Below are 18519 nucleotides of genomic sequence, written 5' to 3'. Positions count from 1 at the left end.
GTCGGAACCGCCGTGAGCCATGACGCTCCTGAACCTGTTCTCCTCCCGTGCCCGCGCGGGCACGGGGACGCTCCAGCCGACGACCGCAGCATCGTGCTGATGGTCTTCCTCCTGCTCGGCTCTTCTTCGCGCCCGTCATCGGCCTGCACATCGCGGTCACCGCCGTCAGCCCGTCCCCTGAGGCAGCCTCGCCGGACAGCCTTTCCCGCCACACTATCCCACCGGCGAAGCCGACGCGCGGCTGATCCCATACGCTGAGGATTACCCGATGAGGAACTTCCATGGCCTGGGTCAGGGCCGTCTTGTGCGCCTCGCGCACCCGTGTTGGGGTGCAGCCTTTCATCTCGGCTTGACAAACCGGGGGCTTGGGCCGACAGGCGGTCAAGTCCCGTAGCCGCGCAGCGGTGCGCCAGAGGCGCAGGGCTTGACGGCATGGCGGAGCCCCAAGCGATCAATCATAGGCCGGGATGAATTCGGTCGGACACTGTCCGTCAAATCAAGTCCAGGATTCGACACACCTGTCGTGATGAGGCGTCGCCCGTCTACCTCTTCAGTGTGGCTGGGGGCTGACCACCTGTTGAGGTGGTCCACCTTGAAGGAAGTCCTGTGGCCGCATTCGCCCTCGTCTTGGGATCCATCCTTGTTTGAGCTCCTCACGCTGACCATATCAGCAGTGCTTCCCCCACTGATCTGAACTGCTTACCCGAACGGGTGCCACGATGGCAGAGCAACCGAGATCCGAGATCATTGGCGCTGATTTTGAGCGATTGGTAACAGAGTACAACAAAGCACTCGCCAATGGCGAGGCCGGCCCCATCAGCGCGATCCAGTGTGACGGGACTGAAGCAAGCTCGTGCGCGAGCGAGCAGACATTCCGAAAGCTGCTCGATGCATTCCCGGCCCCGGTCTACACCACAGACGCTGCGGGCCGGATCACCTTCTACAATGAAGCCGCCGTCAAGTTTTCAGGGCGGCAGGCACGGCTAGGCACCGATCGATGGTGCGTGACGTGGCGCTTGTACTGGCCGGATGGAACGCCGCTGCCGCACGACGAATGTCCGATGGCAATTGCACTCAAGGAAGACCGAGCCGTCCGGGGAACACGGGCTGTCGCCGAACGGCTGGACGGCACGCGCGTTTCGTTCATCCCTCATCCGACCCCGCTGCGGGATGCTTCGGGCGCTCTCGTCGGGGCCGTCAACATGCTGCTCGAGATCGATGAGGTCGCGCTGGACGGTGTGCAGGTGCTGATCGTTTCCGATGACATCTTCGTGGCTGCTGAACTTGACCTGTTGATCGACGAGGCTGGAGGCGTTGCGGTGGCCATTGCAGCAACCGGCAGCGAGGCCCTTGCGCTGCTCGACGAGCATTCGATTGACGCCACGCTGGTGAGTCTGCCGCTGCGCGAGGGGCATGGACCTCTCATCAACGCACTTGTGAGACAGGATATCCCCTTTGTGCTGCACGAGGGCAACGAGGAGCATGTTATTCAGATGCTCGGGGATGCCCTCAAGCTTCGTGGCAGGAGGAACCAAGAAGCGATCCTCTAGGATCGCAGACCCCATGCACACGACAAGGTTGCTCGGGGGGCCTGAACCGTGGGTCTGGCGCCCTTAGCAAGGTAAGAGCCGATCCACGGGACTCGGCCTGGCCCGAGACAGATCTCTGCAAGAGGGGTATCATTCATCCTCGCTTCAAGGGGACCATAGTCTGCCGTGAGGATGAGCCATGAAGTCAATCCTCATTCCTGTTGAAGAGCATGTTTTGATCCATCCGGTGCTGGAGACCGCGCTGCTCCTGGGGCAGGTCCTGGACGGCTATCTGGAGGCCATGGCGATCACACCCAACATGCCGCCGTACATCGCCTCCGACATCACCATTGGTGACCTGTCGTTTCTCGATCCCGAGCTTCGCCGCGAGCGGGCCACCGCTTCCCGGCGGCTGTTCGAGACGTTCATGGCAGCACAGGGTGTTCCGCGGTTCGACGCAGAATCCACGGGTCTGTCCTTTGGCTGGCGCAGGATCGATCTGGAGGATGACGACTTCGTCGGCAGCTATGGACGAGCCTTCGACATCATCGTTCTCGGGCGACCCAGCGATCAGCCCAACCACCCGCGCCTGCCATCGGTCGAAGCTGCGCTGTTCGACAGCGGCCGGCCGGTTCTGCTCGTGCCGCCGACCGCACCCGCCACTCTTGGTACGACGGTGGTGATTGCCTGGAACAGAAGCACCGAGACGGCTCGGGCGGTGGCCTTAGCCATGCCGCTTCTGGCTGAGGCGCAACGGATCGTCGTGATCGACTTTGACGACTGGGGCGTGTCCGGCCCCTCAACCCAGGATCTCAGCCACACGCTCGCACGGAACGGGTTGCCGGTGGAGACGCGAACCGTCCCGAACCCGCATGGACATGCCGGCGAGGCCATCCTGACAGCGGCTGTGTCGCTCGGGTGCGATCTGCTGGTCAAAGGTGCTTACACCCAGAGCCGGTTGCGGCAGTTCATTTTCGGCGGGGCCACCAGCCACATTCTGTCGAACACCACAATGCCGGTCCTGATGGCGCACTAGGTTGGGGCGCCCCAGTTCGCCATCGCGGCGGATCACCAGAACGGCAGTTCGATTGTCGCTCGCGAGCCAGAGGCGTATAATAGATGAGTGCGAAGCAGCCGCGCCACGCGGCGCCGGTCTATCAGGACATGCCTCGTGACGCAGGGAACTCCTTGCCAATGGGAGGCACATCATGACGATCGCACCCACACTCCAGAAGTACATGGACGAGCAAGGGATTCGGTACGACCTGGCCCCGCATGAACCGACCCGGTCGGCGCTTGGGTCCGCCCACGCGGGTCACATCCCGAGTGACAGGCTGGCCAAAGCTGTGGTGCTCAACGATGGTGGCCGCTACACGCTCGCCGTTCTCCCCGCCTCGCATCATCTCCGGCTGTCCGACCTCAGGACGGAGCTCGGTCATGAGATTCACCTGGCCAGCGAACCGGAAGCCGCGGAGGTCTTCCGCGACTGTGCGCTCGGCGCGGTTCCGCCAGTGGGCGCCTGCTATGGGCTGGCTGTGATCATCGACAACAGCATCGACCAGAAGCAGGAGCTGTATTTTGAGGGTGGTGACCACGCGACTCTGGTCCATGTGAGCGGGGCCGAGTTTGCCCGGCTCAATCCTCAGGCTCAGCACGGATCCTTCAGCGCCCGCGATTGATGGCAGGGCTCAGGTGAAGGTGGGCATGGAGTCAGACAGAATACGGCTCAAGCTAAGGAGAATGATCATGAAAGCAGCTCTGGTGTTTGCCGGCAGCGGACCCATCGTGATCCTGACATCGCACCCGTCCTTGTCCGACACTGGCCTGTTGCGCGCTCTGAAGGCGCACGGGATCGGCAAGTTCATTGCGTACGAGCTTCCGCTCGATATCGTAGCAGCCCGCTATGGCGGCCATTTCCAGGTGGTGATGAACGACGCGCGCGACAGCGATGACCTGCGGGTGCTCGACGTCAATGGCGATCGTGCCTTCCGGCTCTTCCGGTTTTCCGAGCTTGGTCCGCCGGTCATGCATGACGACGAGCAACCGGATCGGGCAGAGACGGCAGCCTGAACGGCTGTGTTGCAGCGGTCGTCTCGACCAGGTGTTAGGGATTGATCGGCGGATGGGACGACTCGAGGATCGCTCCGGAAGCGCCTATATTGAGCAGACGCCCTATACAGGGAGCCCTACTGATGAACGGGCCGACGAATGCGATGATGCCGGGGTTCGACTGGTGACCAAGATCGAGTTTGGGGATCGTGCTGTCCTGATCGACGCCTCCATCCTTGGTGAGGGGCTGGGCCTTGAGGCATCATTTGTACCGGTGCTGATGCGGAAGGGAGCGATCACCAGTTTGTGTGAACGCGGCATTGACGCGGACGCCGGACGCTTTCGCATGACTTTCTTCTACAAGAGCCGACGGTTACGCTTGGTCGTCGACGCTGCGGGAAACATTCTCCAACGTTCGACCATCGACTTCGGAGATCGTCCTCTTCCCGACGCCCTGCGCATCCCCGCTTCCATTAGACATCGTAGTACAGGACAAACTCGTAGGGGTGGGGCCGCATACGAATTTCGTCGATTTCATGCGCGCGCTTGTAATCAAGATAGGTCTCGATGACCTCCGTCGTGAATACATCACCCTTGACGAGGAATGCGTGGTCGGCCTCGAGAGCATCAAGGGCCTGATCGAGGGAACCTGGGGTCGATGGCACTTTGGCCCGTTCCTGCGGCGGCAGGTCGTAGAGGTTCTTGTCCAACGGCTCTCCGGGATCGATACGGTTCTGAATCCCGTCGAGCCCGGCCAGCAGCATTGCCGCAAAAGCCAGATACGGATTGCACGACGGATCGGGGCAGCGGAACTCCACCCGCTTGCTTTTCGGGCCCGTCGAGTACATCGGGATGCGGCATGCCGCCGAGCGATTGCGGGCCGAGTAGCCGAGATTCACCGGTGCCTCAAAGCCCGGCACCAGCCGCCGGTAAGAATTGACGGTGGGAGCGCACAGGGCAAGGAGTGCCGGTGCATGCCTGAGCAGACCGCCAATGTAGTAGCGCATCAGGTCGCTTGATCCGGCATAACCCTCGCCTGCGAAGAGCGGCCGCTCCTGCTTCCAGAGGCTCTGGTGCACATGCATGCCTGAGCCATTATCTCCGAAGAGCGGTTTCGGCATGAAGGTCGCCGTCATGCCGCGTTCGTGGGCGACGTTCTTGACCACGTATTTGTAGATCATCACGTTGTCGGCCATCCGCTTGAGCGTCGTGAACCGCATGTCGATCTCGCCCTGTCCGCCGGTGGCAACCTCATGGTGATGGGCCTCGACCGAGATGCCAATCTCCTCCAGAGTGAGCACCATGCTTGTCCGGACATCCTGGAGAGCATCGGCCGGTGGGACGGGAAAGTAGCCCTCCTTGGGGCGGAGTTTGTGGCCGAGGTTCGGCCCGTCGCTCCTCTTCGCATTCCAGTTCGCCTCGAGGGCATCGAGTTCATAGTAACCGTAGTTTGTTCCTTGATCGTAGCTGACCTCATTGAAGACGAAGTGCTCCAGTTCGGGGCCGAGATAGGCAGTGTCGCCGATCCCCGTGCTGGCCAAGTAGGCCTCGGCTTTGTGAGCGATATGGCGCGGATCGCGCCCGTAGGGCAGACCACTGACGGGGTCCATGACGTTGCAGATCAGGACCAAGGTCCGCGCCTCGGTGAAGGGGTCCAGAAATGCGGTGGTTGGATCCGGAACGACGAGCATGTCGCTTTCCTGGATTTCCTGAAAGCCGCGGATGGATGAGCCATCGAAGCCAACGCCATCGGTAAAGCTGTCCTGGTCAAGGGCGGTTGGGGGAACAGAGAAGTGCTGCCACAGCCCGGGAAGGTCGGTGAAGCGAAGATCAACCATGGCGATCTCGTCATCCTTGATGACCTTGAGGACTTGGTTGGGTGTCTCACAAGTGTACGCCATCGCCGTCTTCTCCTTCAGAGCCGCAGTTGCAGGAGGAATCTCGAATCCGTCGAAGGAGCCGCAGCAAGGGCCGGTTATGAATCCGATCCCCTCCTCCGACCGTACCTTGCCAAGACACCCGCGACCGAGATCACCGAGGCTGCGTTTGTTCACGGGCCGTCGGTAAAGGCTCCATGCCGGGCGCGGGTGTTGAGCCGCGCAAACTCAGCTTGGCCCATGTGGATCAGTGTGGCGTGATCCCCGCCTTCGAGGTAAAGCTCCGGTTGCTGATCGATGCTGGAATCGATGATCACATCCAGCCCATAGCATTCGCCAACCGGCGGGATGGCCCCGCGGACACAGTCTGGGAAAATCTCGGCAACCTCGTCCTCGCCAGCCAGATCCACGCGGCCGAGGTCCAGCTTAAGCTCAGACAACCGAAGAAAGTGCGACGCCGGCAGGACCGCGAGCCAGTAGCCCTGCTGATCCCGGAGCAGAATACCCTTGGCCAAGCGGTTCCCCGGGATATGGCTAATCTGGGCCGTGTCCCACGACGACCCTGTCGGCTCATGTGAGATCACATCGTAGGTGACATCTCGGTCGTCCAGGTATTTTTGGAGTGTTGCGGCAATCGCCATCACGACCTCCGGCGCTTGCGCATGTCGCCGAAACAGTCCGCTGTGAAGACCGTCGCCTTCCTGCGCCGTCATTCAGCTCCACGATTTTACGTCGCTTCTCGTCTGCCCACAATGAGTTTTGCACGGGATAACGCCCTGTGCCCTTTCCCCGTCATCCAAACATCCAAATCTGGGATAGCGCTACAGCTGTGGAGAGCGGGGCCCGACCAAGAAATCCGAGGGTGATCGAAATGGATGTGGTTTCAACGGCTAGAGCCGTGAGGACAAGTGAGCGCCTCGTGCGGAAAACCGGGTCCAGTTTTCCGCACGAGGCGCTGGACGCACAGGGTGTCCCGGCACCCGCGCCGCTTAATTCGACTTATTCGTGGGTCATCGCTCTGAAGATCCGAAACGGGTCAAACACGGCCCATCGGCGCGACCATGTAAAGGTCTGCTCGGTGCGTCTCTCCGGAAGTCGGGCGTACTTTCGAGGAGTGCCAGTCGCGGCCCTTTAGCCACTGTGACGATCCATGCCCGTGCGGAAATAACGTGCTATCATGCGGGCGTCGTCGACCTGCGGAAAAACGTGGCACGCGTCACCTGCTCGAGGAGATGTGCCATGAGCATCACGCCATCCATTGCCCGTCCGGACAGGACTCGCCGGCCCTCTCAGCGCGTGCTTGATTACTACACGAGCCAGTCGAGCTTCAGCACCCCGGGCCGCCAGGCCATGCGACTGGATGCTCTGCCATTCGATCCGGCTAGCGTGGCACGCACCGTCCAGGGTCTCCTCATCTATGAGCACGTGGCTGAACCATTCTATGGTTGCCCAATTCCCGCGGAACGCCGTGCCGAGAGCCCTATCCGGCCGGTGGAGCGGATCATTGACGCGCTGATGGCGCTCGACCGGCAGCCTCTCGACGTCGCCCGTTCGCCCGAGAGGCGGCTGGTCGGCATCTGCCGCCACTTCATGCTGCTCGCCATCGCCATCTTCCGCCATCACGGTGTCCCGGCCAGAGGCCGGGGCGGCTTCGGCACGTACTTCAATCCAGGGATGTTCGAGGATCACTGGATTTGCGAGTACTGGAAGGCGGACGAGGAGCGCTGGGCGCTGCTCGATGCGCAGTTCGATGACGTGTTCATCCGCAACCTCTCCATCAGCCACGATGTCCTCGACGTGCCGCGCGACAAGTTCCCGCTGGCATCCGAGGCTTGGCGTAGATGCCGCAGCGGCGAATTGAACCCGCAACGGTTCGGCATTGAATTTTCGCACTTGCGCGGCCTCTGGTTCATCGCGGGCAGTCTGGTTCGGGATCTGGCGATGCTCAATGGCCGTGAAGTCCTGCCTTGGGATGTCTGGGGGGCGCAGCCTCGGCCCAATGCCAAGCTCGCCACCAGTGAGCTTGAGTTCTTCGACGAACTCGCTTGGCTGCCGACCGACCCCGATATCAACTTCGACAGATTGAGGCATCGCTTTGCGACGGATGCCCAAGTCCGGCTGCCCGAGCGGGTCTTCAATACGCTGTGTCAGCGCGAGGAGAGTGTCTTTGCGGGCTGAAGGGGGATGCCCCGCCCGGAAGGCTAATGCTGTGGCTGTGGCTGTGGCTGTGGCCTATGAACTTGGCCAAGGCCTCTGTTGTGCCGACAACCGAGGGCACCCTTGGCCTGAACCCGCTTGCAGAGCCTCGAGGAGAGCAGGACGATGTTGGATGGTCGCAGTGGACGTCATCAGGTTGATCGAACCGTACCGGCTAAGAGTTCAGCCACTTTGAGAGATGCCGCCATTGGAGTGGCCCGAATAGGTGCCTCCGCGGTCGGGGCTCTGGCGCTCGGCGCTGTGGCCCTGGGAGCCATCGCGATCGGCGCTCTCGCTGTTGGGCGGCTGATGGTCGGAAGGGCGCGGATCGGGCGCGTGGAGATCGATGAGCTTGTAGTTGGCAGGCTTGTTGTCCGCGACAGGCGGCCGTGAGGTCTCGGACGGAAATCCAGCGCGTCGTGGGGGCTCCGCTGAGCGGTGCCCCGGGACTTGCTCGGTGCTGCTGAGGCACGTCATCGGGTCGATCTGAACGTCGTCTGCGGATTAAACCCGATCGAAGAAGTGGGCAGTACGGCGATCCGCTTGTCGCGCCGCCTTGCGGAGGTTTGGCTGACTGCCGGCAAGTGCCAGGTGCGGCCCTTCAACGGCTCATGCGTTTCGGAAGATCGCGCTATCATGCCGACCATGACCGAGAAGCTGAAACGGCGACTGACCACCGTGCTGTGCGCCGACGTATCCGGTTATACCCGCCTGATGGAGGCGGACGAGGCCGGCACGCTGGCGACGCTGCGCCGCTATCGGACGGCCATGGCGGCCCTGATCGAGCGCCATGACGGGCGGATCGTCAACACCTGGGGCGATGCCGTCATCGCCGAGTTCGCCAGTGTCGTCGAGGCGGTGCAGTGTGCCATCGAAATCCAGCAGGAGCTGTCCACCCAGGACCCTCATCTGCCCGAGGCACGGCGCATGCGGTTCCGCATCGGCATCAACCTGGGCGACGTGATGGTCGACGGCTCCGACATCTACGGCGACGGCGTCAACATCGCGGCGCGGCTGCAGGAACTGGCCGAGCCGGGCGGCATCCTGATCTCCGGCCCGGTCTACGATCAGGTCCACAACAAGCTGTCCGTCGGCTTCGACTATCTCGGCCCGCAGCAGGTGAAGAATGTGGCTGCCCCGGTGGCGAGCTACCGGGTGGCCCTGAGCGGAACAACCGTCGGACAACCTGAATCCAAAGACGGTTTGGAACCCGCTCCTAAAGCAACCGCACTCAGTGGTGCGCCATCATTTGGTGTCCAGGCTGGGTCTCGGACGCGGGTCCGTGCCGTCTCCAACTGGTTGGCTGATCTCCCGCGCGCCCTCCGAGCGGCTCTTGTGATCTCCGTGTTTCTGTTTCTGATCAACCTCTTCAGTGGCCTGCACAGGATCTGGTTTCATTGGCCAGCCGTGTCCATGCTGTTGATCGCCACTTTGTGGACGATGTTCCGGCGCAGCTCGGAACAGGTGCGAAAAAACAAGCGCCGGACCGGCCGCGATTGACGTGGCCCGGCTCCTGCACCCGACGAACCCGCAGCCAGACGAGGCGGCCATGACGCCCACGCCCGGACTTGCAGCCCTCAGCATCGTGGGGACCCTTGCCTATCTCGGCCTCGCCGTCCTCGGCGCGGGCGGGCTGGCCGCCTTCTTCTCGCATCCGTCCCGGATTGCCCTGACGATCGTCGTGTTCGCGCTGTCCGGCGCCGCGCTGTTCAGCCGCGGCAACCTGAGTCCCGGCGAACGCGAGGACCGGGGCAACCGCTGGGTCATCGCGGCCTTCGGGGTGATCGGGCTGCTGGCGGCCTATCTGCCCGCCTACACGGAGCGCAAGGAGGTCTGGATCCTTGACGGCGATGCCGTGCGCTGGCTCGGCGTCGCCCTCTTCGCCATCGGGGGTGCGCTGCGGATCTGGCCGGTGTTCGTGCTCGGGCGCCGGTTCAGCGGGCTCGTGGCCATCCAGCCGGGGCACACGCTGGTGACGAGCGGGGTCTATGGCGTCATCCGCCACCCCAGCTATCTCGGCCTGCTCGTCAACGCACTCGGCTGGGCCCTCGCCTTTCGGTCCGGGGTCGGGGTGTTGCTGACAGCACTCCTCGTGCCGCCGCTTCTCGTGCGGATCCACGCGGAGGAGAAACTGCTGCGGGATCAGTTCGGCTCCGAGTACGAGGCGTACTGCCGTCGCACGTGGCGGCTGATCCCCGGGCTCTATTGAGGTGAGCAACCATCAAAGGTGCCCGTCGAGCGCATCGTGCTTAAAGGTGGATCCGGTTTTTCGCTGACGCGAACCTTCGGTTCGCCGCACATTGCACGGCTTCAGCCGCGCGACGGTCATGCATATCGGCTGGGTGGACGAGCACGTGCAGGATCAGTCCTTGCGTGTCGACCACCAGATGCCGTTTGCGGCCGGAGATCCGCTTGCCACCACCATAACCCCGCACCCCACCAGCCTCGCTGGTGCGTGCGGTTTGACTGTCGATGATGGCAGCGTGCGGTTCTGGACTGCGCCCGGCCAGCATCCGGGCTCGCGTACGCAGGGCATCATTGATGGACCGCCACGTGCCGTGCTGGCGCCATCGCCGGAAGTGGTCGTACACGCTTTGCCACGGCGGGAACTCGTGCGGCAGCAGACGCCAGGGTTCACCGGCCGCGCAGGATGTACAGGAGCGCGTTGAGCACCAGCCGCAGATCATGTTTGCGAGGGCGCCCGCGGCGAGTGGTCGGGGCAAGGAGGGGCGCCAGGATCGCCCACTCCGCATCGCTCAGGTCGGTGTCATAGCAGAGGGCTGTCATGCCCCTTCAGATGGGAGCCGCCCGATTTTCCAGACACCCTCTAGCTCAATCCCAGCTGTTGAGCTTCGGGCCAGCGATAACGGCTCCTCAGATCGTTCTCACACAGGCGGAGAGAAGCTCGATGTGATCGAAACTTGGGGTCCGCCTGGCGAGAATCCTTGGGAAGATCGTCGACCGGATGAGGTCTTCATAGCGATCGGCATTCTCAGGCCTTGTCCACCCATGCACGGCTGATCATGCTGTGCATCCTTATGATGCCGGTGCGGGTATCGCCTGGGTTATCCTGCCGCCACGGCGAACACTTCGTGCTCGCCCGCCAGCCCCTTGAGCTCGAACCGACCCAGGGTTCGGGTGAACGTGCCTGCCAGGGCTGAGGCGCAGGCATCGGAGCAAACCACCCTCTCACCGGTCGCGTTGGCGATCCCCTCCAGGCGGCTGACGACGTTGACCGTCGGCCCGACCACGGTAAAGTCCAGGCGGTCCAGGCTGCCGATGTTGCCATACATCACGGATCCCACGTGCAAAGCCGCGACGAAGGGAGGTAGATCGTCCGCGTGGGCCGTTGCCATGGCGCGCGACACAGCGCGCACGGCCGCCGCACAGGCCGCCCGGCGGTTGTCCTCGCCCTCCCCCACCTGAAAGATCGACAAGACCCCGTCACCCAGAAACTTGAGCACGTCGCCTCCCTCCTCCCGCACGGCATCCACCACGGCTTCGAAATAGCGCCCCAGGAGGGCCAGGAGCTGGGGTGGCGGTGAAGTGAGCGAAAGGGGCGTGAAGCCGCGCAGGTCGGTGAGCAGGATCGCCGCTTCGGTCTCGACGATGTCGCCACGGCGGATCGCGCCGGCTTGCACGCGCGCGGCCGGCCCCTCGCCCAGGAAGGTGGCCAGCAGGCTTGCGGTCGAGCGGCGCATGGCGATGGCTTAGAGCGCCGCCGAGAGGGGAACGGAGTGGCTCTGATCAGATCGGTATGGCTCTCGGCAAACCCGCCGTCCTGTCGTGTGGCGAACATCGCCGCTTGAACTATTCCATTGCCGAAGGCAACCGGCACCGCTGGCGTTGACGAAGGTGCCACCACCTTGGCCCTGGGTCTCAGCAGCGGGCCGGCCAGCACCGCGGAAGACGTCATCGAACAGGCGGTTCATCTCGCGATGCAACGAGAGGAAGGGATCACCAGGGAATATTCCGCCACCGGGACGGAACGGGGTCATGGGATTGCGGGCCATCGTGCGTTCCTCCTCGTTCAACTTGCGATCTCGGCGGAGGTGGATCCGCCGGAAGGGCAACACAACTCGGACTGGATAAGGTCGGAGCCAAAGCACTCGACCATCGGAACCAATTATATTCCGACACCAATCCGTCTGGAATGGAGATTGGGCCATGATGGATAGACAGCAGGATTGGGTTTGCTTGGGCCCGCCAGTGCTCCTCCGGTCTCCCCAGGCCAGCGAGAATAAGCATTCCGGTGGCCCGGACCACTGCGGCAAACCCGGTGCCGATGGAACGTCATCCGCATCGGAGGCCCGTCACGATGCCGGCGCGGTCCACCTCGATGTTCAGCCGATCGGCGTTGAGATCGGTCGTGTAGGCGCCCCCGGCTCGATCTTTTGGACCTCGCGAGCCCCGGCTGTCCGGCGGGCCCTCTCGGCCAGCTCAGGCGAGTAGGGTTGCCCGACGACGGCCTGCGCCTCACCCGTCGCATAGGCCTGCCGGTCCGGAGCCGGTTGGGCGAGCCCTCCGGCCGAGATCAGGGCGAGAGGGGTCAGCAGGACCGCCAAGAACCGGATTACACGCAAGCTCATGCAATGCCTCCGCTCCCAGATCAACCCAGGTGACGCAAGCTCTCTGCGCCTCGGCGTTCCGCCCGCTCAGGGTGCGAGAACCGAGTGCCGATGGCATCGTCCGGTCCCAGACCAAGGATCTGTGCGAGATGGTGGCGGGCGCGGTTGACCCGGCTCTTGACGGTGCCCACCGTCACGTGCTGACGGGCGGCAATTTCCTCGTAACTCATGCCTTCCGTGCCAACCAGCAGCAGGACCTCGCGCTGCCACGCCGGCAGCTTCGACAAAGCCTGCGAGAGATCCTGCAACTCCAGCCCGGACAGCTGATCCGGCAGCGTGGTCAGACGGGCGGCATAGGCGCCTTCGATGTCCTCCACCTCCCGCTGCCGTTTCCGGTGCTCGGTGTGAAAGTCGTTCTTCAGGATCGTAAACAGCCAGGCCTGGAGGCAGGTACCTGGCTCGAACCGGTTGCGCCGGTCACAGGCCTTCAGCAGCGTGCTCTGCACCAGGTCTTCCGCCCGGTTCACGTCATGGGTGAGCGAGATCGCAAAGGCACGCAGATGATGGATGGAGTTCAGGAGGTCGTGGACGAAACCTGGATCATGCCGATCCTCGGGGATCCGGATGGAACTCTCCAGGCGTCCGATCAGCCTGACGAGATCCGAAGGCAGATCAGAGACGATGAGGTCGGAATAGACGCCACGCAACTGTTGTCCCAGATGCTCTCGGACCACATCGCCAAGAACAATGGGGTTGGGTGGCCTGAACTTGGAGCCAGCCATAAGAAAGAGATGTGGTCTGATCCCTGCGACATCAACCTGCAAGCCTGTGGCACGCTCACGCAGCCGTCCTCCTGACCGATTCAAAGCCTTGCATCATGGGCGTCTCACATGAACGGCCGTTTGGGATACCTGAAGCGTTTCGCGAACGCATGCTGGTGGCCGACAAGCAGAGAGGCTTCGGCCGGGAGCTCGCCGTCACCGGTCTGCTCGAAGCCTGATAATGCGGTCAGAAGAACCGTGTTCGGGAGGCTGGCGTAGAGCATGGTCGCGCCGGGACCGAAGGTGGCCACCAGCATCATCTGGCCCGGGCACCCGAGCTTCACGAACAGGCTTTCGAACTGATCCTGGACCTCATTCCACTCGCCCGGGGCGACAATCCTGCGGGCCCAAATCATTGAGCGCCTCCCGGGCCGCACGGACGCGTCGAGGACAAGACGCCGGACGGCCCTGTCCTAAGCCCGCCTGTCCCTCGGGCGTCATCGGATCACCGGGGAGGGGCTCTGTAACGGCCCCTCCCCGCGTACCAACTCACGTGCGCGGTCCGCCGGTCTGGCTGTGCTGGCCACCCAGCTGCGAGATGCCGGCCACCGCCTCGCCGGCCCGGCCGGATTTATCCGACAGGGCCATGTCGCCGAGCGAGATGATGCCGACCAGGCGCTTCTCGCGGGTGAGCACCGGCAGGCGCCGCACCTGGATATCAGCCATGTTGCGGGCCACATCGTTGGTGTCGTCATCCTCGTAGCAGTACTTGACCTCGTCCGTCATCACCTCCCGGACAGCGGTGTCGGGTCCCCTGCCCTGAGCCACAGCCCGCACGGCGATGTCCCGGTCGGTAATCATGCCGACGAGGCGATCGCTCTCGCGCACCGGCATGATGCCGGCGTCCATCTCAGCCATCAGACGGGCAGCATCCCGGATGGTCTGGTTTGGTTCGATCAGCCGCACATCCCGTGTCATGACTTCAGCTACACGCATATCTACCTCCATCAATCGGGTTGCAGTTGCTTGATCCGCAGCAGGATCATCACTCCCGGACAGGGCCCGCTGCGGCTAGGGCGAGGGCTACCATTCCCTCGCGTCCCGCACACCACGAGGTGCGGACCGCCCTCAGGCGCGCCCGCCGGCCGTCGCGGCATCGTCACCCCGTGTGATGGCCCACTCCACCTCAACCTGTGTGTCGGGTGTGACCTCGATCCAGATGGCCTGCACCTCGCCTGGGAGCGCGTGCTTGACCTTCTCGATCTGCCCCGGGGTCAAATGGCGCGACAGGATCCGGAACACGGCTTGGGTCGCCTCGCAGGGATCAACTGGCCGGGTGTGAGCCAGTTGCTCGCCGATCGACTTCACGAACTCGTCGAGCGAGCGGGGCTTGTCGTCCATGTGGCCGGGCGCATGCCACTGGTCATAGTAGATGCCGCGCACCAGGAGCGGCAGTTGCGAGCCGAGATGAACGGCAAGCTCCAGCGGGACGCGGTCGCGCACGGCGCGCAGGACGGTGCCGAGGACGTGCCAGGCGACCTGCCGGTCGGGGCCGATCTCAGCCATCAGCTCGTCAAGCCAGATGTTGGTGGTTTGCAGTGTCTTGTCGAAGACGTCGAGACCAGTCGCGCTCATGGGAAACCTCCCGAGACTGCGAATGCTCACAAAGCCAACCCGGGGGGCGGCCAGTCGTTCCAGGACACTTTGACGGAAGAGAGTGGGCGGCATGACGCAACGGGCGAGCTGGGGAATGCGGCAGGGTGACAGCATAATCCAGCAGCGGATGTGCCTCGTGTTCCTGCCGCCCGAGCGGATCATGCCCCGCAACATCCAAGAGGGAATTTGCCCCTCCGGCTGGGGCATCAATTCCGCAAGGGACGGCTCCTGCGCTATCCGAACTTGGCTCATCGTTCCCACAAGGCTCCGAGACCATGGCTAGCGCAATGAGCGGCTGAGGAAGCGCGCTACCCCTTTGCTCCTGATACGCCTACGATCAGCCCCAGGAGGTCTTCGCAAGAACGCGCGTGGGATACACGACGCTTCTTTGAGCACCGGAAACGCGCAGATTTCACAGCGCCATGCCAATACGATTAACGGCTTTGCCGTTCTTAATAGCGGTTCAGCTCACGCCTGTCGCAGACTTGCAAAATCCAAGCGTCAGCCGCGGTCATACCTTGGTTGAGGCGGCCTGCGCGGCCTGCCACGCTGTCGGGCGTTTCGATGCCAGTCCTTTGAAGAGTGCGCCTCCTCTCAGGGATGTGCACAAACGTTATCCCGTCGAGAATCTCGCGGAGGCGCTCGCTGAAGGTCTCATTACAGGTCATCCCGGCAAGCCCGAGTTCCAGTTCGATGCGCGCGACGTCGACGACATCATCGACTACCTGAAGTCACTCGAACATTGATTGGCTTGCAGCTGTAATCCCCTCTGCAGGGCAAGCGCGAGGATCGTGCCCCGACTGTTTTTGGCAATGCGTCTGCGCCGACAAGGAAACGTGCATATCATTCTCTCCGAAGAGCGAGCCGACTTCGAAGGGACGTGACGAAGTGCGTCAACGACCTTCATCGCAGCTTGCAGCGTAACCAGCCAAACGGTCAGGTCGCTGCGCTGGATAGCCCGGCCAGTTCTGGTTCGTCTACTCCCGCTTGACAACGCGGGGTGTGGGCCGACACGCGTGTAGGCGTACTGGGCCAAAGCGGCAAGTAAAAGCTGTAACGCCCTATGCGAACTGGTCAGCACCTTCCACCCTCCTGCAACGCCGCGGGTGAGGGGCTGCTCCGCCAGCCGTGGCCGCATCGACCCTCTAGCGGTCACCGGGGACTTCACTGGAGCGCTCAAGGACCGTTCGCAGCTGATCCAATTCCGCTCCAAAGCCCTGCCAGTCTCCCGCCTTCAGCCGCTCCATTGCCTGTCGGTAGTGGCGGAGAGCCTCCCGGGCTCGGTCGGCTTCCGGGGGTGCCATCAAGCCTCGGGATGGCACCCCTGCTTGCTCCGAGGCGTGCAGTGGTTCCGTGAACAAAGCCGCCAGGGCCTGAGCGAGCGTTTCCTCCATGACGACTTGGTCGCCATAGGCGGCGATCACGCGCTTGAGCTCCGGGATCTGTCCCGTCGACGCGCGCAGATACAAGGGTGACACGTATAAGAGGGAGTGCTCGATGGGGATCACGTGCAGGTTCCCGCGGATGACTCGCGAGCCCAACTGGTTCCAGAGGGAGAGTTGCTGCGAGATCGCCGTATTCTGATTGATGCGAGCTTCGATCTGGAACGGACCATAGACAAGCTTGTCCTTGGGAAACTCGTAGACGATCATCTCACCGTAATGGGGCGGATCGCACCGGGCTGCCAGCCAGGCGATCATGTTCTCGCGCTGGCTCGGCACCATTGGGAGCATCAGGATGTTCTCGGCCTGGTGCTCGCCCGGCAGGCGCATGATCATGTAATAGGGCGTCATCATGGCAGTACCACTGTCCGCGGGCTGGCGGGGAAACTGCCAGAGATCCTCCCGATTATAAAATACCTCGGGGGCTTCCATGTGGTACGCCGCGTACGTGTGCGCCTGGATGAGGAAGAGATCCTCCGGGTAGCGCATATGCCGCTGCAAATCCTGCGGCATGGCCGCAAAGGCCTTGAGCAAACCTGGAAAGATGTGCGCGTAGGTCGCGGCAATCGGGTCGGACGGATCCGCCAGGTACAAATCGACAGTGCCATTGTAGGCATCAACGGTGATCTTAACCGAGTTGCGAATGTAATTGAGCCCTCCCGCTTCGTCGTAAGGGACGGCGTATGGGAAGTAATCGCTCGTCGTGTAGGCATCCTGCACCCAAAACAGGCGGCCCTCGCTGACGACGAGGTAGGGGTTGTGGTCGAGGTGAAGAAATGGAGCAATCGTCTCCACGCGCTCTTTGATGGTCCGTCGGAACATGATCCGGCTCTCGGCAGTGACGTAGCTGCTGATCAGGATGTTGGGATCGTTGAAATACCAGGCAAACAGCGCCCTTCGGGCAGCACTGCCCACGGAGACCCCACCAAGGCCCCCGTACGGCGCATAGACATTGTCTTTGCCCTTGGGGTAATCGAACTCCGGTGTGCTCCCCTTGACGAGGACGTAGGTGTCGGTCAGCTCGCCGTAATAGATACGGGGCTCGCGAACAGGAGGCCCCCCGGTCGCCACGGGCGGAATGTCGCTGAGATAGAAGACCGGCAGCCCTTCGGCACTTTTGTGGGTGACCGGGCTCATGATCACACCATTCCCATGCGTAAATAGCACATGGCGGTTGACCCAGGTCTGAGCATTGGACGGGAGGAGCGTGGACGCGAGTTCACGAGCCGACAGCATCACCTGCCGGTATGCGCCGTCAAGCCAGTAACGATCGACATCAACGTCCCCGAACCTGTAGTAGGTGCGGATTTCCTGCAGTTGACGATAGGTGGCCATCAGCGGCGGCTCATCCCACAACCGGATATTGTCGATGGTCGCCTGATTGGCCTGGAGCGAGGCGGACGTGAGGCTCTGCTCGACCGGGAAGGCTCTGGTCGCCATTTGATGAAGGTTATAGGCCTGTCGGGTCAGCGTGATGTTCTGCTGGATGTAGGGCCTCTCCAGCTCCAACTCGTTGGGTTTCACGAACAGGCGCTCGAACAGGACAGGAAACACCTCAGCCAGGACGAAGGCACTCCCGAAGACCAGTGCCGTCGCAGCAAGAGGAAGCTTGTAAGTGCGGACCCACAGATTGGCCCACGACACAATCGCGGCAATGACCGCAAGCCCGATCAGCAGCCAGAGGACCGGCAGCTCAACGTGCACATCCGTGTAGCTGGCACCAACCACGACGCCATTGTCGCCATACAGCAGGAGATAGCGGTCTAGCCCATAAGACCACGCTTTCACAGCGAAGAAGACGCCGAGCAAAGCGGAGCCATGGGCGATCGCAGTCTGGGATATCCTCCGACGCTGGCCGTCGAGTTCGATGTGGCCACACACCCAATAGACGGTTCCGGCACTGAGAACGCTCAGGCTAACCGTCAGCAGCATCCAATTCTTGAGGGCGATATAGGCCGGGAGTGAGAAGAGATAGAAGCCAATGTCGTTGCCAAAGATCGGGTCACGTTGGCCGTAGGGAACCTGATAGAGAAACCTTAATAGAACGTCCCAGTTGGTCATCTCTGCTGCGGCCAGCAGCCCTCCGAGGAAGGCGGCTGCACCCGCGACGAAAAGAGGGAGACGTCTACGCACAACGTCCGGCACATTAGCCGACAATGGCGGGCGCACAGTGGCTCCCGCCAGTTCAAGGAAGCGCCCGATCCCTGGCTTCGCAAGGCGGGATGCGAGCCAGCCATTCGCCCAGAGGATGATCGTGGTGGCCGCAAAGACCGTCAGGAACAATAAGGCTCTGGTGCTGAAGACCGTCCAAAAGACGTCACGGTAGCCGATGGCCCCAAACCAGGTCCAGTCGACCACGAAGTCTATAATAAAATTCAAGATGGTCAGGCAGGCCACTATGGCAGCTGCCGCGACGGCTGTGCGTCTCCACGGCATGATCC

The 18519-nt window shown here is 62.6% G+C and carries 21 protein-coding genes and 2 pseudogenes; 9 read left to right on the top strand and 14 right to left on the bottom strand.

What is annotated here, in order from left to right:
- Positions 1 to 860 precede the first annotated feature (860 nt).
- From BB934_RS49925 to BB934_RS49920, 5 genes and pseudogenes are all read left to right on the top strand, one after another.
- Positions 861 to 1218, top strand: a pseudogene (locus BB934_RS49925) (PAS domain-containing protein); the annotation flags it as partial.
- Positions 1219 to 1728: 510 nt separating this feature from the next.
- Positions 1729 to 2565, top strand: coding sequence for a universal stress protein (locus tag BB934_RS41180; protein WP_099515367.1), 837 nt, complete (start codon positions 1729 to 1731; stop codon positions 2563 to 2565).
- 172 nt (positions 2566 to 2737) lie between these two features.
- On the top strand, positions 2738 to 3208 hold the full coding sequence (locus BB934_RS41175) for an aminoacyl-tRNA deacylase (RefSeq protein ID WP_099515366.1): 471 nt from the start codon (positions 2738 to 2740) through the stop codon (positions 3206 to 3208).
- Positions 3209 to 3275: 67 nt separating this feature from the next.
- Entirely contained in the window at positions 3276 to 3599 is a 324-nt protein-coding gene (locus BB934_RS41170; protein ID WP_099515665.1) for a cytosolic protein, read from the top strand.
- Positions 3502 to 4149 carry a DUF6522 family protein gene (locus BB934_RS49920; protein ID WP_335645672.1) on the top strand — a complete coding sequence of 216 codons (648 nt, stop codon included), beginning with the start codon at positions 3502 to 3504 and terminating at the stop codon, positions 4147 to 4149. Before BB934_RS41170 ends, BB934_RS49920 begins: the two co-directional genes overlap by 98 nt.
- Here the strand turns inward: BB934_RS49920 and glnA are convergent.
- Together glnA and BB934_RS41155 are read right to left on the bottom strand one after the other, a co-directional pair.
- On the bottom strand, positions 4052 to 5479 hold the full coding sequence (glnA, locus tag BB934_RS41160) for a type I glutamate--ammonia ligase (protein ID WP_099515664.1): 1428 nt from the start codon (positions 5477 to 5479) through the stop codon (positions 4052 to 4054). The genes BB934_RS49920 and glnA overlap by 98 nt on opposite strands.
- Before the next feature lie 149 nt (positions 5480 to 5628).
- Complete coding sequence (locus tag BB934_RS41155; RefSeq protein ID WP_335645671.1) at positions 5629 to 6168, bottom strand: aminoacyl-tRNA deacylase; 540 nt, start codon at positions 6166 to 6168, stop codon at positions 5629 to 5631.
- A 526-nt stretch (positions 6169 to 6694) separates the two neighbouring features.
- Here BB934_RS41155 and BB934_RS41150 point away from each other — a divergent pair.
- Positions 6695 to 7633 (top strand): transglutaminase-like domain-containing protein, encoded by a 939-nt coding sequence (locus tag BB934_RS41150; RefSeq protein WP_099515365.1) that lies wholly within the window; start codon positions 6695 to 6697, stop codon positions 7631 to 7633.
- Between the two features lie 201 nt (positions 7634 to 7834).
- Here BB934_RS41150 and BB934_RS50765 read toward each other — a convergent pair whose 3' ends face one another.
- Positions 7835 to 8128 (bottom strand): hypothetical protein, encoded by a 294-nt coding sequence (locus BB934_RS50765; RefSeq protein ID WP_157934642.1) that lies wholly within the window; start codon positions 8126 to 8128, stop codon positions 7835 to 7837.
- A gap of 159 nt (positions 8129 to 8287) precedes the next feature.
- Between BB934_RS50765 and BB934_RS41140 the strand changes: the two genes are divergently transcribed.
- Both BB934_RS41140 and BB934_RS41135 read left to right on the top strand, forming a co-directional pair.
- On the top strand, positions 8288 to 9151 hold the full coding sequence (locus tag BB934_RS41140) for an adenylate/guanylate cyclase domain-containing protein (RefSeq protein WP_237050664.1): 864 nt from the start codon (positions 8288 to 8290) through the stop codon (positions 9149 to 9151).
- A 49-nt stretch (positions 9152 to 9200) separates the two neighbouring features.
- Positions 9201 to 9860, top strand: coding sequence for a methyltransferase family protein (locus BB934_RS41135; RefSeq protein WP_099515363.1), 660 nt, complete (start codon positions 9201 to 9203; stop codon positions 9858 to 9860).
- Positions 9861 to 9900: 40 nt separating this feature from the next.
- Here BB934_RS41135 and BB934_RS49910 read toward each other — a convergent pair whose 3' ends face one another.
- The 10 genes and pseudogenes from BB934_RS49910 to BB934_RS41090 form a co-directional block, all read right to left on the bottom strand.
- Positions 9901 to 10164 (bottom strand): transposase, encoded by a 264-nt coding sequence (locus tag BB934_RS49910; protein ID WP_237050663.1) that lies wholly within the window; start codon positions 10162 to 10164, stop codon positions 9901 to 9903.
- Between the two features lie 121 nt (positions 10165 to 10285).
- Positions 10286 to 10438: a transposase gene (locus tag BB934_RS48495; protein ID WP_162299274.1), complete on the bottom strand. Its 153-nt coding sequence runs from the start codon at positions 10436 to 10438 to the stop codon at positions 10286 to 10288.
- Positions 10439 to 10716: 278 nt separating this feature from the next.
- Positions 10717 to 11352 carry an adenylate/guanylate cyclase domain-containing protein gene (locus BB934_RS41120; protein ID WP_237050657.1) on the bottom strand — a complete coding sequence of 212 codons (636 nt, stop codon included), beginning with the start codon at positions 11350 to 11352 and terminating at the stop codon, positions 10717 to 10719.
- Positions 11353 to 11535: 183 nt separating this feature from the next.
- A pseudogene (locus BB934_RS49905) lies at positions 11536 to 11664 on the bottom strand (Hsp20/alpha crystallin family protein); the annotation flags it as partial.
- Positions 11665 to 11944: 280 nt separating this feature from the next.
- Positions 11945 to 11998, bottom strand: coding sequence for a hypothetical protein (locus BB934_RS51340; RefSeq protein WP_418294841.1), 54 nt, complete (start codon positions 11996 to 11998; stop codon positions 11945 to 11947).
- Positions 11995 to 12240: a hypothetical protein gene (locus BB934_RS41110; protein ID WP_099515361.1), complete on the bottom strand. Its 246-nt coding sequence runs from the start codon at positions 12238 to 12240 to the stop codon at positions 11995 to 11997. Before BB934_RS41110 ends, BB934_RS51340 begins: the two co-directional genes overlap by 4 nt.
- Before the next feature lie 20 nt (positions 12241 to 12260).
- Positions 12261 to 12926: a sigma-70 family RNA polymerase sigma factor gene (locus tag BB934_RS41105; protein WP_237050655.1), complete on the bottom strand. Its 666-nt coding sequence runs from the start codon at positions 12924 to 12926 to the stop codon at positions 12261 to 12263.
- Between the two features lie 179 nt (positions 12927 to 13105).
- Entirely contained in the window at positions 13106 to 13396 is a 291-nt protein-coding gene (locus BB934_RS41100; protein WP_099515359.1) for a hypothetical protein, read from the bottom strand.
- Positions 13397 to 13529: 133 nt separating this feature from the next.
- A complete protein-coding gene (locus BB934_RS41095; protein ID WP_099515358.1) occupies positions 13530 to 13976 on the bottom strand; it encodes a CBS domain-containing protein in 447 nt (148 codons plus the stop codon).
- A gap of 132 nt (positions 13977 to 14108) precedes the next feature.
- Complete coding sequence (locus BB934_RS41090; protein ID WP_099515357.1) at positions 14109 to 14615, bottom strand: DUF2267 domain-containing protein; 507 nt, start codon at positions 14613 to 14615, stop codon at positions 14109 to 14111.
- A 443-nt stretch (positions 14616 to 15058) separates the two neighbouring features.
- Between BB934_RS41090 and BB934_RS41080 the strand changes: the two genes are divergently transcribed.
- Entirely contained in the window at positions 15059 to 15382 is a 324-nt protein-coding gene (locus BB934_RS41080) for a c-type cytochrome (RefSeq protein WP_099515355.1), read from the top strand.
- A 399-nt stretch (positions 15383 to 15781) separates the two neighbouring features.
- On the opposite strand, the gene BB934_RS41075 is transcribed toward BB934_RS41080, so the two are convergent.
- On the bottom strand, positions 15782 to 18514 hold the full coding sequence (locus BB934_RS41075; protein WP_099515354.1) for a UPF0182 family membrane protein: 2733 nt from the start codon (positions 18512 to 18514) through the stop codon (positions 15782 to 15784).
- Positions 18515 to 18519 lie beyond the last annotated feature (5 nt).

The sequence above is a fragment of the Microvirga ossetica genome (assembly GCF_002741015.1).
Taxonomy (GTDB): domain Bacteria; phylum Pseudomonadota; class Alphaproteobacteria; order Rhizobiales; family Beijerinckiaceae; genus Microvirga; species Microvirga ossetica.
Note: the sequence above shows the minus strand (reverse complement) of the source record. Positions and strands in the feature narration are given on the sequence as shown.

What these genes read in the sequence shown, in the direction of transcription:
- BB934_RS41180 (WP_099515367.1), top strand. Translation starts at nt 1,729, where the DNA reads ATGAAGTCAATCCTCATTCCTGTTGAAGAGCATGTTTTGATCCATCCG.
- BB934_RS41175 (WP_099515366.1), top strand. Translation starts at nt 2,738, where the DNA reads ATGACGATCGCACCCACACTCCAGAAGTACATGGACGAGCAAGGGATT.
- BB934_RS41170 (WP_099515665.1), top strand. Translation starts at nt 3,276, where the DNA reads ATGAAAGCAGCTCTGGTGTTTGCCGGCAGCGGACCCATCGTGATCCTG.
- BB934_RS49920 (WP_335645672.1), top strand. Translation starts at nt 3,502, where the DNA reads ATGGCGATCGTGCCTTCCGGCTCTTCCGGTTTTCCGAGCTTGGTCCGC.
- glnA (WP_099515664.1), bottom strand. Translation starts at nt 5,479, where the DNA reads ATGGCGTACACTTGTGAGACACCCAACCAAGTCCTCAAGGTCATCAAG.
- BB934_RS41155 (WP_335645671.1), bottom strand. Translation starts at nt 6,168, where the DNA reads ATGACGGCGCAGGAAGGCGACGGTCTTCACAGCGGACTGTTTCGGCGA.
- BB934_RS41150 (WP_099515365.1), top strand. Translation starts at nt 6,695, where the DNA reads ATGAGCATCACGCCATCCATTGCCCGTCCGGACAGGACTCGCCGGCCC.
- BB934_RS50765 (WP_157934642.1), bottom strand. Translation starts at nt 8,128, where the DNA reads ATGACGTGCCTCAGCAGCACCGAGCAAGTCCCGGGGCACCGCTCAGCG.
- BB934_RS41140 (WP_237050664.1), top strand. Translation starts at nt 8,288, where the DNA reads ATGCCGACCATGACCGAGAAGCTGAAACGGCGACTGACCACCGTGCTG.
- BB934_RS41135 (WP_099515363.1), top strand. Translation starts at nt 9,201, where the DNA reads ATGACGCCCACGCCCGGACTTGCAGCCCTCAGCATCGTGGGGACCCTT.
- BB934_RS49910 (WP_237050663.1), bottom strand. Translation starts at nt 10,164, where the DNA reads ATGCTGGCCGGGCGCAGTCCAGAACCGCACGCTGCCATCATCGACAGT.
- BB934_RS48495 (WP_162299274.1), bottom strand. Translation starts at nt 10,438, where the DNA reads ATGACAGCCCTCTGCTATGACACCGACCTGAGCGATGCGGAGTGGGCG.
- BB934_RS41120 (WP_237050657.1), bottom strand. Translation starts at nt 11,352, where the DNA reads ATGCGCCGCTCGACCGCAAGCCTGCTGGCCACCTTCCTGGGCGAGGGG.
- BB934_RS41110 (WP_099515361.1), bottom strand. Translation starts at nt 12,240, where the DNA reads ATGAGCTTGCGTGTAATCCGGTTCTTGGCGGTCCTGCTGACCCCTCTC.
- BB934_RS41100 (WP_099515359.1), bottom strand. Translation starts at nt 13,396, where the DNA reads ATGATTTGGGCCCGCAGGATTGTCGCCCCGGGCGAGTGGAATGAGGTC.
- BB934_RS41095 (WP_099515358.1), bottom strand. Translation starts at nt 13,976, where the DNA reads ATGCGTGTAGCTGAAGTCATGACACGGGATGTGCGGCTGATCGAACCA.
- BB934_RS41090 (WP_099515357.1), bottom strand. Translation starts at nt 14,615, where the DNA reads ATGAGCGCGACTGGTCTCGACGTCTTCGACAAGACACTGCAAACCACC.
- BB934_RS41080 (WP_099515355.1), top strand. Translation starts at nt 15,059, where the DNA reads ATGCCAATACGATTAACGGCTTTGCCGTTCTTAATAGCGGTTCAGCTC.
- BB934_RS41075 (WP_099515354.1), bottom strand. Translation starts at nt 18,514, where the DNA reads ATGCCGTGGAGACGCACAGCCGTCGCGGCAGCTGCCATAGTGGCCTGC.